Below are 12743 nucleotides of genomic sequence, written 5' to 3'. Positions count from 1 at the left end.
GGAGAGCGATGACCTACCAGCATATCCCCGCCGCGGCGCGCGGCGAGACGGTCGAGCGTGTCGTGCTGCTGATGCGCCACGGGGTGCGGCCGTCGACCAAATTCCCCGCCACCCCGGCGGGCACCACCGCGCAAGCCTGGCCCGCCTGGTCGACACCGGCGGGCGACCTCACCCCGCACGGCGCCGCGGCGATCGGCCGGCTCGGCGCCTATGACCGCGCCTTGTGGGTGCGGCAGGGGCTGCTCCCCGCCAGCGGCTGCGCCCCCGCCGCGATCAGCGCCCGGGCGAGCGGCGCGTCGCGCGCGATCAAGACCGGCCGCGCCTTTCTCGCCGCGCTGACGCCGGGCTGCGCGGTGCCGCTCGATCATCCCGCCAGCGAAGACGAGGATGCGACCTTCCACCCCGCCGACGCCGGCCTCGCGATCGACGGCGACACCGCGCGTGCCGCAGCGCTGCGGCAGGCGCCGGCGGGCGGGATCGCGGCCGAGGCGGTCGCCAATGCCGACGCCTTCCGCGTGCTCGAACACGTCACCGGCTGCTGCCCCGGCAAGGCCTGCGGGCGCGGCGCTTCGGCATGCACCGCGGCCGACCGCGTCTCGCACCTCGTCGCCGTGCCGGGCGACAAGCCCGACCTCAAGGGCGCGCTCAGCTTCGCCTCGACCGCGGGCCAGACGATCCTGCTGCAATATCTCGAAGCCATGCCGATGGCGCAGGTCGGCTGGGGCCGCGCCTCGGCCGCCGACATCCGCACCATGCTGCGCTTCCACCCGATCAAGTTCCGCTACGAGACGCGCCCGCCCTATGTCGCGCAGCGGCTCGCCGCGCCGCTCGCCCGGCGGATCGTCGATGCGCTGGCGGGGCGCAGCGGGCGCATCACCTTGCTGTTCGGGCATGACACCAATCTCGCCGCGCTCGGCGGCTTCTACGACCTGCACTGGACGATGGCGGACTATCCGCGCGACGATATCGCGCCGGGCGGCGCGCTCGGCTTCGAGCTGGTGCGCGGCGCCGACGGCGCGCGCTACGTCCGCGCGTTCAGCCAGGCGCAGACGATGGCGCAGGTCCGCGCGCTCACCCCGCTGACCCGCGGCGTGGCGCCGCATCGTGCCGCGGTGGCGATCCCCGGCTGCCCGGCGCGCTGCCCGTTCGCCTCCTTCGTCGCGCTGACCGAGGCGCGGCTGCGGCAGCCGGTGGCGCGCTAGGGGCCCCTCCGCCTCACAGCCGCATCGTGCCGATCGCGGGATCGGTGCGCCCCTGCCGCCCGGTCTCGACCTTGCCGGCATAGCGCCACAGCGCCTGTGCGTCCGCTGTGCAGGTGACGGTGAGGTCGTACCAGCCGTCGCTCGCCGCCAGCGGCCACAGGTCGCGGACCGGCCAAATATTGGCGCAATCCGGCTTCTCGACGATCGCGATATTCGTTGCGGCAGGATATTCACCTGGTTTGCGTCGTGCGGATGACGCTACGTCGCCGTCTGACAGTCAGTTGGCCGCGATGACCCACGCTGCCGACTCCTACGATCGAGATCACCCAGCCGCAGAACGGCAAGAGCGCGCAGGTCTATGGCATGGAGCTCGGCGTCATTAAGCAACTGGCCGGGCTCGCCGCGCCGTTCGATGGTTTCGGCGTCGAGGGCAATGTCACGCTCCAGCACAGTGCCGCGGACAGTGGCCAAGCCTATCGTCACGGCGTAACGATGCGCTTCGTCAATACACCGCATCTGTTGTACAATGCCGCGCTCACCTATCAGAAATACGGCGTCGAGCTGAAACTCTCCTATGCCTATCGCGGCAAATATATAGAGGATCTGCGCGACAATGCGGTCGACAAATGGGTGCAGCCCAATCGCAGCATCGACTTCCATAGCCGGTACACGCTCGCCCGCGGCGTCGCGCTCGATCTCGACATTGCCAATCTCGGCGACGACTGGCGCTATTACACCACCAAGGGCGACCATGTGAGCTACCAGAAGGATTATATGGCGCCGGGGCGGACCGTCCTCCTGCGCGCCAGCGCGGCGCTGTAGCGCCATCTGTGGGGGTCGCCGGCCGCGACCCCCGTATCGGCCGGCGGTCAGGCCCCCTGCCCTGCCGGTGATCCGGCATGCCGTCCTGTCTGTATCGCGCTGCGGTGGCGGCGCGGGCTTCTATCCCCCTCTCAATCGAACCATCTCCGCTTGGTTAGAGGGTTAGAGATAAGGTTAGAAGGTTAAGCGCCGTGGGAACGGCAGGAATCGCAGCGATTCCGGCGATTCGCGACCACCCTGCCGTTCCCGAAGGATCGGTGGTTCGTTCCCGAAGGATCGACGGGGCCGTTCCCGAAGGATCGTTGCATCGTTCCCGAAGGGTCGAGGGACGTTCCCGAAGGATCGACACGACGTTCCCGATAGGTCGACGGCCGGCGAAAGCCGGAAATTCCACGCCCTCGATTGAATCACTTTTCCGGGTCACTCCATCCGGGAGGTTCATTTCGGCGACCAGCGCCGCCAATGCGGTTTCGCGCAGACGGACCGGCATCCGCCGCGCCGACACTTCGGGAACGCGGCGCGCTTGCATGGCGGCTCAGCGGCCGAGGTCGTGCCGGTGCTTGGCGTCCCAGCGGCGGACATAGCCGACGAACGCCGCCTGGTAATTGACCGGGGTGCGTGCCGGATCGGCGTCGATCCAGGTGCGGAACTCGGCATGCAGCGTCTGATAGTCCCAGCCCGGACATTCGGCGCGCAACGTCGCCAGCGTCGCCGCGGTGATCTCGCCATCGTGCGCGCGGCTGGCGAGACGGCTGACGCTGCGCCGGATCGCCGCGGCGGCATCGACCAGCTGCTCGGTCCGCTCGGGCGAAGGGGGCGCGGGCGCGGCAGGCGCGACGGCGGGTGGCGCGGCCCCCTCGCCTGCGCTCACCGAGGTGACGCGCTGCGCCTCCGGCCGGCGCCGCATCCGCAGCAGCGGTTCGCGCTTGTCGCCGGCCTGTTCCAGCGTCAGCGCGAAACCGGGCAGCTCGTCGCGCTCGGCGATCTTGGCGATCTCGAACTTGAAGCGGCGGTATTGCCCCTCCGCGCCCGACTTTTCGAACAAGGTCGGCATGGCGATCGCAAAGCCCCCCTCGCCTGCCCCGCCGGCATGTTTGCGCGCGACGCGGTACAGCCAGCGTTCGCGCCCGCCGGTGAGGTCGAAATAGGCGCGGTCGATCGACAGCACGCCCCCGGTCATCATCACGCCTTCCCAGAACCAGTTCGACAATTCGATCGTCATGCCGCGCGACCGTTCGGTCTTGGCGTCGACCAATTGCGTCCAGCCGTCGAGCCACGAGAAGGTCGCCTCGCGGCGGTTCTCGGCACGGATGTTGGTCTTGATCGTCGTCGCCACCAGCCGGTCGAGCGCCTGGCCGAGCAGCTCATAGGCGCGCCCCGTCGTCGGCCGGCCGATCGCGCGCAGCAGGTCATAGGGCATCAGATGCAGCTTGCGCGGCACGTCGTTGACGCCGCGCCGCGCCATGTCGGCGAGCACGCTCGCGCAATAGATCAGGATATCGGCGTCCCAGATCGTCGCCATGCCGTAATCGGCATTGGCCGAGACATGGACCCAGGATTTGCCGTCGGGGCTGCGATAGTCGATCGGCTTGACCCGTTTCGACTTGGCGAGGCTGAAGAACGGCCGCTCCATCATCTCGCGCTGATCGCGCAGCGGCAGATCGGCGAGATAGGGGAGGAACAGGTCGAACTGGTCGGAGCTGCCCTCGGGCTTGCCGCCGGTCATTGCCGGACCCCGTGTTTCCCCGGGGAAACCCGGCGGGATGGTTTCCCCGGGGAAACGTGTCGGGCCGCGTGACGGTACGGTGTGGCGCGCGCGCCCGGCGTCGTGCGGGCGGGATGCAGCTGGAGGGCGCTGGGTCGGGTCATCGTTCGTCCGCTTCCGCGAGAGAGTGGCATAGGTGGGTCATCTGGTCGCGATCTGCCGGTGCGGATCGCCGCCGCAGCCTGGGGGTGGCGGGCTCTGTGTGGTCTCGCCTTGAGGCGAACGACGTGGCGCGGCGGGCTTGGCGACGACGATGTTTCCCCAGGGAAACACATTCGACGCGGGAAGGGGGGGGCGGGCGCGTCTTTTGGGTGCGCTCGTCGATGTCTTCCGTGACGGAAGCGGCACAGCATCGATCGAACAGACGACAGGGCGAGATGCTGCGGCCTCGATCGGTGACGCGGCGATGGTGTGGGCGGCGCTTCGCTGGACCCATGAGGGTGAGGGCAGGGGGATGCCTTGCTCGCAGGCAAATAAGCGCGGGTAGCGCGATGCATTGGCTCTGCCTGACCGGCGGATGGGCAGAGGCCACGGCCTTTTTCCGGCGACGTCGTCGCATCCGTATAGATGCGAGCCCTCGCGACGTCGGCGGTGTGGTCCTGCCTGAACTTTCGAGCGGAGTCGTCGACCATGACGATGGCATCCTTCGGCGGCCGAGCCATGCGGACGTTCAGAACGTGTTTCCCCGGGGGAAACCGCCACCCATCCGAAGAGGTCCGCCGCTGTCGCCGGATGTTTCCCCGGGGAAACTTCGGCATCGCGCGTGTTCGTGGTGAGACACGGCAAGGGTCGCGCAACGCAAGCAGCCCGTGGCGTGTGTTGGTGGACACCCGCGGCACTACTTGGCTGCTGGCACCCCGCCAATGCAGGGCGTTTGCGATGTTCCGCCCGGCGCCAACCGCGTAGCGTCACCCCGGACTGTTTCCCGGGCCCACCGCGCCACAATGACGACGCCTGATGCTCTTGCGGAGCCGTTGATGCGGATACGAGTCCGGCATGACAGAGGGGGATTTGGAGTTGCTTCGCCCGAGCGACAGTCCGAACATCCGCGGGGAGCGGAGGGTCGTCGCCGTAAGCCGTCACGGTCGGACAGGGCGAGATGGTGATCGCCTCCGTTGGACAGGCAAACCGCGGTTCAGCCAGCGCCAACGAAGCTTGGGACGGAGGACCGGCAACACCAAGCAGTAGGAACAGGGCTTGTTCCTGTATCTCACCGCCCGTGCGGACCGAGAACGATGCCCGTGTCGGTCCAACGCCCGCCCGGTCCAGCAGCCGCCAATGTCCGTACGAGGGCAGGGGGGCAGACCGGGCGCTCCTCCGATTGGGAGTAGCTGGCCCGCCAACCGGCGACGCGAACAGATCGCCCCCGGCCACCCACGCGTCCCGGCACCGCCCCGCCACGTCCGGCGCGGCGAAACAGCCCGATCCGCCCATTTCGACCTCATCCGCCAATCGAAGTTTCCCCGGGGAAACTACGTGCCCACACCAGCCCGGGCACCCCGCCGCTCGAGCGTGTTTCCCCGGGGAAACCTCGGGCAGCGCGCCGCTCACAGCGGCAGTCCGCGTCCTTCCGCCTCGAGCGCGGTGAGCGCCGCGCGCAGCGCGTCGGCGAGCATTGCGGCATCGGCGCCGGCGCCGGCGTGGAGGCGGATCGTCATACCCTGGCGGTTGATCGTCTGCACGGTGAGCGCCGCGCGCCCCTGCGGACCGGTCCAGACATAGGGCGGGGCGTCGTCGCCATCCTGCGGTGCGGCAAGCAGCCGGCGCGCGACATCGGCGGCGGGCAGGGGGACGAGACCCTGGGCGCGACGCTGCTGCTGGTCGCGTGCCAGCGCCTTGGCGGTCGCCATGATCCGCGCCGCGGTGCTGCGGTCGCCGAGCGCCTGGGCGATCGCATAGCCGCTCTTGAGCTGCACCTCGGCGGGCGAGGCGAAGGCATCGACGATCTCTTCGGGCAGGCTGGCGACGCGCAGCATCTTCGACAGCCAGCCCTTGGAGACCTTGAGCCGCTCCGCCATCCGGCTGGCATGATTGCCGTAATGCAGCGTCAGCGCGGCGGCGTAATTGCGTGCGCGTTCGAGATCCGAGACGTCGGCGCGCGCGCGATTCTCGAGATCGGCAAGGCGAAAGGCCGCCTCGTCGTCGAGTGCGACGACCTGCGCGACGAACATCATGTCCGGGTAGGAATGGCCGCGCAGCCAGCTGATCGACCAATGCCGTCGCGTCCCCGCGATCACCTCATAATCGTGATCGGCATCGCCCTCGATCCGGCGCACCACCGCGGGCACCTTCTGCCCGCCCTCGGCGATGATCGAATCGATCAGCTCGCGGCAGCGCGCCTCGTCGAGATGCGCATAGGAGCGCGCATTGCCCGGCCAGACGCGCACCCGCGCCGGATCGAGCAGCAATTGCGTCACCTGCCGCACCTCGCCCGACGCGACCCGCGCCAGCGCGGACTCGCGACCGAGCAGGGTGGTGCCGCGCAGCCGCTCGGGCGGGCGTTCGCTCGCCGCGGCGGGGGCGGGGGTATCGGGGGCCGGCTCTTCGGACAGTAAGGCTGCCAGATAATCGGATTGCTTACGCGCCATGACTCACCTCCGCGCGGGACATAACGGGAACGATGGCGAATAGGACAGCGAAATCATCCGGCATAGAGCACCGCCTCATCCGCCGGCGCGACGCGGCCCCAGCCCTGGCGGACGAGCTGCTCGATCTGCCCCATCGCCTCATCGAGATTGGCGCGGCTGCGCTTGTGGGTCTTGGCGGTGCCGATCGGCTTGTCGAGTTCGTAGACGGTCATCATCCGCATCGCCGCGTGGCTGATCTCCGCCGATTCGAGGATCGGCACCGGCAGCAGCGCCGGGCCGAAGCTCTGCTCCATGATCGCGCGAACCATCGCATGGCTCGGGTCATTGCCGTCGAACTTCGAACAGATCAGCCGCACGAAGCTGTAATCGACCGCGATCCCCGCGCCGGCGAGCTGCTGGAGCACCTGATCCATCATCGACAGGAACTGCACCGTCGAGCAGAAATCGGGCGTCGTCGCGGCGAGCGGGACGAGCAGCGCATTGGCCGCCTGCATCACCGCGAGGCTGATCGTGCCGAGCGCGGGCGGCGGATCGAGCAGCACCACGTCATAATGGCCGGCGAGCTCGATCAGCCCCTTCTTGAGCTTGCGGAACCGCGCCGCCAGCACCGAGCCGCCGTCGCTTCCCGCAGCGGCGAGTTCATATTCGACGTCGAACAGTTCGAGGTTGGACGGAATCAGATCGACATTGGGCCAGGGCGTCGGCTTGACCGCATAATCGAGGTCGCTCTGCGTCGGGTCGATCGACAGATAGGGGTAGAGCGTCTCTTCGCGGGTGATGTTGAAATGCGGGTTGAAGCCGAACAGCGTCGTCGTCGTCGCCTGGCTGTCGCAATCGACGACGAGCACGCGATAGCCCTGGACCGCGAAATAATGCGCGAGATGCGTGGTCACGGTCGACTTGCCGACGCCGCCCTTGAAATTCTGCACCGCGATCACCGCCGGCACGTCGCTGTCCCCCCGCGCCGGCGAGGCGCCGAGGACTTGCCGCATATGGAGCAGCTCGCCGACGGTATAGCCGAGCCGCCGGCCATTGTCCGCGGCGGGGGCGGGGGGCAGGCGGCCGTCCTCCTCCGCCATGCGGATGCGGTTGGTCGAACAGCCGAGCAATTGCGCCGCCTCGGCGATGCCGAAGCGGACGTTGAGCCCCTTGCGGCTTTCGGGAAGGAAGGCCTTGCGGCGCAGGCGTTCGATCATCCGTTCGCCGGCATCGGCGAGATCGCCAATCTGCGTGACGATTGCATTCATGGCGCGGTCCGATCAGCGGTTTGAAGCTTGACGGCCGCTGTATGTCACGACGAGATTCAATCGGGCAAGCGGTTTTGCGGAAGCCTCCGATGTTGAAGCGTATCCGGCACGATGCCGGGTGGTTCGGGGGCCGCACGGGGATACCGGATCTGCTTTGTCGAGCGGATGCCGCACGAGCCGGCATGATGCAGGCTCGATCCACCCCCATTCAGCGGGCGACCAGCGTCGTGTCAGCCGGCACCGATATTCCCGCGCAGGCGAGACCTCTGCGAAAGTCGCAACCTGACCTGCTTACGTACCACCCCGGCGCCGGCCGGGGTCCAGTTGGTGAAGCCCTGCAGTTGGTTACAACGGCCTCCCAACTGGGCCCCGGCCTGCGCCGGGGCGGTTTCGAAACTGTCGCAAAGGTCTCGCGCAGGCGCGAATCCCCTGGCCAAGCAGAGCATCGACGCCGGCAAGAGCATCGGGCTCCCGCCTGCGCTGGAACAGTTCGATAGCTCGGACGGATGTTGATCTCATCCGGCCGACACGCGGCCGGACCAAACCGAATGGCTTCCCGCGCCCTTCCCGCGCCGCTCCCGCGTCAGGCGACGTCGGCGTCGGCGTCGGAAACGATCTGCGGCTTGAGCGCCATGATCCGGCGGACCTGCTCGGCATCGGCGAGCGTCCGCGACGGCTTGCCGATCAGATAGCCCTGGATCGCGCCGCAGCCCTCGCGCGCGACGATCGACAGTTGCGCGGGCTGCTCCACCCCTTCGGCGAGCACCGGCATGTTGAGCGTCGTGCCGAGCGCCGCCACCGAGCGCAGGATCGACACCGCCTGTTCGCTCGTCTCGATCTCGGCGACGAACGAGGCGTCGAGCTTGATCCGGTCGAACGGAAAGGCGCGCAGCACGTCGAGCGACGAATAGCCGACGCCGAAATCGTCGAGCGCGATGGCGATGCCCATCGCCTTCAGCCGGGCGAGCTGTTCGAGCGCGAAGCGGCGATCGTGGATGATCGCGCTTTCGGTGAGTTCGAGCGACAGCCGCTCGGGCGGCAGGCCGCTGTCCGCCAACGCCGACGACACCGTCTCGATCAGCCGCGGGTCGGCGAGGTGGATCGGCGACAGATTGACCGCGACCTTGTGCCGGTTGGGCCACAGCGCCGCCTCGAAACACGCCTGGCGCAGGATCCAGATGCTGAGCGGGACGATATCACCGCTCTTCTCCGCGAGCGGGATAAACTCGCTCGGCGGCACCATGCCGCGGACCGGGTGATGCCAGCGGACCAGCGCCTCATAGCCGGCGATCTCCCCCGACGGGATCGTCGCCTGGACCTGATAATGGAGTTCGAACGCCGAGGCGTCGATCGCGGTGCGCAGGTCGGCGATCAGCTCGCGCCGCTCGCGCACCGCATCGTCCATCTGGCTGTCGTAGAAACACGGTTCGTTCGAATGCGCCGACTTGGCGCGATACATGGCAAGGTCCGCCTTGGCGAGCATCGCATCGGCGTCGAACCCGTCGTGCACCGCCAGCGCGACGCCGATATTGGCGCCGATCGCGGCGCTGAACCGGTCGAAGTCGAAGGTCGCGGTACAGCCCTGCAGCCGGGCGAGGAAGTCGTGCAGCGCATCGGGCGTATGATAGGAGACGACCGCGGCGAATTCGTCGCCGCCCAGTCGCGCGATACATTCGCCGGGCTGGAGCATCGCCGCCATCCGTGCCGCCAGCGCGACGAGCAACTGGTCGCCGGCCTGATGGCCATAGGTGTCGTTGACGACCTTGAAGCGCGACAGGTCCATCATGATCACCGCCATGCACGGATAGCCGTCCCGGATCCGGAAGCGGCGTTCGAGCTCCTCGATGAAGCTGGTGCGATTGGGCAGATCGGTGAGGCCGTCGTGCATCGCCATCCGCCGCAGCCGGCGATAGGCCTCGGTCTGGGTATGGCCGTCGAGCAGCGCGCTGATCGCGGCGCAGCCGACGATGATGCCGGTGGCGACGGTGGTGGTGACCGCGAGCGCGACCATCGTCAGGTCGGACAGGCCGGCGCCGAGCCGCAGCACCGCGATATGCATCGCCGCCATGCCGGTGAAATGCAGCGCGGCGACCGCCAGCGCGAGCAGGCCGACCGCGGTGGCGTTGCGCCCGGACCGACGCCCGTTGAGCACCTGGAACGCCGCGGCGGCGATGCCGCTCGACAGCACGACCGAGGCGGCGACATAGCGCCAGTCCCAGGTGACGATGCCGTCGACGCGATAGGCGGCCATGCCGACATAATGCATCGTCGACACGCCGGCGCTGATCCCCGCGCCGCCCGCCGCGCCCGCCCAGCGCCGGCGCCGCGCCGCGATCGCCAGCCCGGGGATCGCGAGCGCGATCACGGCGAGCAGCGAGGCGAGCGTCAGCAGCGGATCGAGCACCACCGGGGCGGAGGCGCGGAACGCCATCATCGCGACGAAATGCGTCGCCCAGACCATCGTCCCGGTGCCGACCGCCGCCAGCACGATCCAGCCGAAGCGGCTGTAGCCGACGCTGGCGGTGATCCGGTGGAACAGCTGCACCGTCGCGGCCGAGCCGATCACGCAGATCAGCAGCGCGAGCAGGACGAGGCGCAGGTCATGCTCCTGCCCGATGCACAGAGCGACGCGGATCATGCCGCCGCTCCGCGGCGCAGCAGGTCGAGCCGGTTTTCCATCGCGGTTGACGCCTGGCGGGCGAGACCGACCAGATAGGCCTTCTGGTCGGCCGAGGCGGGCGCGCGGCGCTTGGTGTCGAGCACGCAGAGCGCGCCGACGTCGATGCCGCTCACCCGGCGCAGCGGCGCGCCGATATAGTAACGGACATGCGGTTCGTCAGTGACCACCGGCAGGTGGGCGAAGCGCGGATCATGTTCGGGATCGTGCGTCTCGAACACGTCGGGGCGGTCGAGCGTGAAGCTGCAGAAGCCGCTGTCGCGCGGGATACAGTCGATGACGAGGCCGTGGCCGGCCTTGAACCATTGCTGGTCGTCATGGATCAGCGACATCAGCGCGATCGGCGCGTCGAACGCGCGCGCGGCGGCGGCGACGAACCGATCGAACGCCGGTTCGCGCTCCGAGCCGAGGATGTCGAGATCGCGGACCGCCTGTGCGCGTTTGCGTTCCCGCCAGAGATTGAGCAGCATGCGACCCTGTCACCGTATACGTTTCCGCCCTTCATCCCTCAGAAGGATTAAGGAAGAATGTCAGGGCTGTAGCGATCGTCTTCGTCAGGCGGGCGTGGGCCGGCGCATCAGCAGCCGGCCCCACCGTCCGCGTTTCGCCGCGACGGCGGGGGCGAGCAGCGCCGGGAAGAGCCGCACGACGAGGTCGCCGTCGCCCGGCGTCGTCGCATGTTCGGCGCCGAGAAACGCCAGCTCGCCGCCCTGCCGGACGAGCGCGACCGGCCATCCCTCGTCCGCCGCGGCGGCAGGGGAGGGGGCCTCGCGATAGGGTTCGACGACCAGCGACGCGCCTGCCTCCATCAGGTCGGCGAGCCGCTGGAAGGTCATGTCCTCGCCGATGACGATCTTGCCGCGCCAGTCGCGCGCCGCCTCGTGCCGCGTGCCGGCGCCCTCGGTGGCGAGCTGATGGACACGCTCGCGCCCGAGTTCGGGGGCGAAGCGCGTGCAGACCAGCGCGTTATAGGCATCGTCCGGGGTCGCGGCGAGCATCTGTTCGACGTCGCGCAGGTCGACCACCTCCTCGCCGATCACCGACAGGATCTCGACGCGCAGGGTGCTGAGCCCGGCGAGCCGCGCCGCCTTGAGCGCCAGCGCCGACCGGTCGACGAGGATGACCGGCACGCCGGCGCCGTGCAGCGCCTCGCCGAGCCGCACCGTCCAGCGCGACGCGCCGACGATCAGCAGCCCGCCGCGCCCGCCGCTGGCGAGCTGCAACCGCCGGGCGAGCGGCGCCAGCGACAGGCCGTGGAGCAGTACCGTCGAGGCGATCACCGCGAAGACCAGGGGCAGGACGAGCCGCGCGTCGGGATAGCCCGCCTCGGCGAGCCGTTCGCCCGCGACGCCGGCGATCGCCGCGGCGACGACGCCGCGCGGCCCGATCCAGCCGACCAGCAGCCGCTCGCGCCAGCTCGCCTTCGCGCCGATCGTCGCCAGCCAGATCGCCAGCGGCCGCACGACGAACAGGATGACCAGCGTCGTCATCGCGATCGGCCAGCTCAGCATCGCGATCGTCGCCGGATCGATATTGGCGGTGAGCAGGATGAACAGGCCGGAGACGAGGAAGACGGTGAGCGATTCCTTGAACCGGCGCAGCTCCTGGAGGCCGGTGACGTCGATGTTGGCGAGGACGACGCCGAACAGCGTCGCGCCGACGAGGCCGGTCTCCGGCTGGATTGCCTCGCCCGCCGCATAGACGCCGAGCGCGCCGGCGAGCAGGATCGGCGTCTTGAGATATTCGGGTGCGAGGTCGCGCGCGAACAGCGTACGGATGCCGAACGGCACGACCAGCCCGAGCGCCGCGGCGAGTCCCGCGCCGAGCGCGGTATGCCAGGCGAGATGGAGGATCGCCGCGCTGCCGCTCATCGTCGTCGACAGAGTGAGATAGCTCAGCACGAGCAGCGTCAGCGTCGCGCCGATCGGATCGTTGACGATCGCCTCCCAGCGCAGGAAGGCCGCGGCGCGCGGTTCGAGCCGCGCCTGGCGGAGCAGCGGCATGATCACCGTCGGTCCGGTGACGACGAGGATCGCGCCGACGAGGATCGCCACCGGCCACGACAGGCCGGCGACCCAGTGACCGGCGAGCGTCCCCATCAGCCAGTTGAGCGGCAGCGCCACCGCGACGAGGCGGACGATCCCCGATCCCGCCGAGCGCAGCTCGCGCAGGTTGAGGTTGAGCCCGCCTTCGAAGACGATGATCGCCACCGCCATGCCGATCGCCGGCCGCATCACCTCGCCGAGCGCGGCGGACGGCCGGATGATGCCGCCGACCGGCCCGAGCAGCGCGCCGATCCCCAGCAGCGGGATGATCGCCGGCACGCTCAGCTTCCAGCCGAGCCACTGGCCGAACACGCCGGCGACGGCGATGCCGACGACGAGCAGCAAAATGGTCTGTTCCACAACCGTCCCCCGGGGCGGAAGGTCGCCGCCCGACATG

Annotated in this window: 9 protein-coding genes; 2 read left to right on the top strand and 7 right to left on the bottom strand. The window is 69.1% G+C overall.

The window, feature by feature from the left end:
• Positions 1-8: 8 nt before the first annotated feature.
• Positions 9-1202, top strand: coding sequence for a histidine-type phosphatase (locus BW41_RS08900; RefSeq protein ID WP_051583389.1), 1194 nt, complete (start codon positions 9-11; stop codon positions 1200-1202).
• A gap of 13 nt (positions 1203-1215) precedes the next feature.
• Here the strand turns inward: BW41_RS08900 and BW41_RS22050 are convergent, their stop codons facing one another.
• Positions 1216-1362, bottom strand: coding sequence for a phospholipase domain-containing protein (locus BW41_RS22050; RefSeq protein WP_443027643.1), 147 nt, complete (start codon positions 1360-1362; stop codon positions 1216-1218).
• 203 nt (positions 1363-1565) lie between these two features.
• Between BW41_RS22050 and BW41_RS08905 the strand changes: the two genes are divergently transcribed.
• Positions 1566-2024, top strand: coding sequence for a TonB-dependent receptor (locus BW41_RS08905; protein WP_037533778.1), 459 nt, complete (start codon positions 1566-1568; stop codon positions 2022-2024).
• A 535-nt stretch (positions 2025-2559) separates the two neighbouring features.
• Here the strand turns inward: BW41_RS08905 and BW41_RS08910 are convergent.
• The 6 genes from BW41_RS08910 to BW41_RS08940 all read right to left on the bottom strand — a co-directional run bounded on the left by BW41_RS08910 (position 2560) and on the right by BW41_RS08940 (position 12706).
• The gene (locus BW41_RS08910; RefSeq protein WP_037533780.1) at positions 2560-3750 is read right to left on the bottom strand and encodes a replication initiator protein A; all 1191 of its coding nucleotides are present in this window, start codon (positions 3748-3750) and stop codon (positions 2560-2562) included.
• 1586 nt (positions 3751-5336) lie between these two features.
• Positions 5337-6377 carry a ParB/RepB/Spo0J family partition protein gene (locus BW41_RS08915; RefSeq protein WP_037533819.1) on the bottom strand — a complete coding sequence of 347 codons (1041 nt, stop codon included), beginning with the start codon at positions 6375-6377 and terminating at the stop codon, positions 5337-5339.
• Between the two features lie 53 nt (positions 6378-6430).
• Positions 6431-7624, bottom strand: coding sequence for an AAA family ATPase (locus BW41_RS08920; protein WP_037533784.1), 1194 nt, complete (start codon positions 7622-7624; stop codon positions 6431-6433).
• 583 nt (positions 7625-8207) lie between these two features.
• On the bottom strand, positions 8208-10262 hold the full coding sequence (locus BW41_RS08930; protein ID WP_037533818.1) for a putative bifunctional diguanylate cyclase/phosphodiesterase: 2055 nt from the start codon (positions 10260-10262) through the stop codon (positions 8208-8210).
• Positions 10259-10771, bottom strand: coding sequence for a GAF domain-containing protein (locus tag BW41_RS08935; protein ID WP_037533790.1), 513 nt, complete (start codon positions 10769-10771; stop codon positions 10259-10261). Before BW41_RS08935 ends, BW41_RS08930 begins: the two co-directional genes overlap by 4 nt.
• A gap of 84 nt (positions 10772-10855) precedes the next feature.
• On the bottom strand, positions 10856-12706 hold the full coding sequence (locus tag BW41_RS08940; protein ID WP_081793002.1) for a cation:proton antiporter: 1851 nt from the start codon (positions 12704-12706) through the stop codon (positions 10856-10858).
• Positions 12707-12743: the final 37 nt, after the last annotated feature.

Origin of the sequence: Sphingomonas sp. RIT328, assembly GCF_000632225.1 — a bacterium.
GTDB lineage: Bacteria > Pseudomonadota > Alphaproteobacteria > Sphingomonadales > Sphingomonadaceae > Sphingomonas > Sphingomonas kyungheensis.
The sequence above is the reverse complement of the archived record's forward strand: the minus strand, read 5'-3'. Positions and strand labels throughout refer to the sequence as shown.

What these genes read in the sequence shown, in the direction of transcription:
- BW41_RS08900 (WP_051583389.1), top strand. Translation starts at nt 9, where the DNA reads ATGACCTACCAGCATATCCCCGCCGCGGCGCGCGGCGAGACGGTCGAG.
- BW41_RS08935 (WP_037533790.1), bottom strand. Translation starts at nt 10,771, where the DNA reads ATGCTGCTCAATCTCTGGCGGGAACGCAAACGCGCACAGGCGGTCCGC.
- BW41_RS08910 (WP_037533780.1), bottom strand. Translation starts at nt 3,750, where the DNA reads ATGACCGGCGGCAAGCCCGAGGGCAGCTCCGACCAGTTCGACCTGTTC.
- BW41_RS08920 (WP_037533784.1), bottom strand. Translation starts at nt 7,624, where the DNA reads ATGAATGCAATCGTCACGCAGATTGGCGATCTCGCCGATGCCGGCGAA.
- BW41_RS08915 (WP_037533819.1), bottom strand. Translation starts at nt 6,377, where the DNA reads ATGGCGCGTAAGCAATCCGATTATCTGGCAGCCTTACTGTCCGAAGAG.
- BW41_RS08905 (WP_037533778.1), top strand. Translation starts at nt 1,566, where the DNA reads ATGGAGCTCGGCGTCATTAAGCAACTGGCCGGGCTCGCCGCGCCGTTC.
- BW41_RS08930 (WP_037533818.1), bottom strand. Translation starts at nt 10,262, where the DNA reads ATGATCCGCGTCGCTCTGTGCATCGGGCAGGAGCATGACCTGCGCCTC.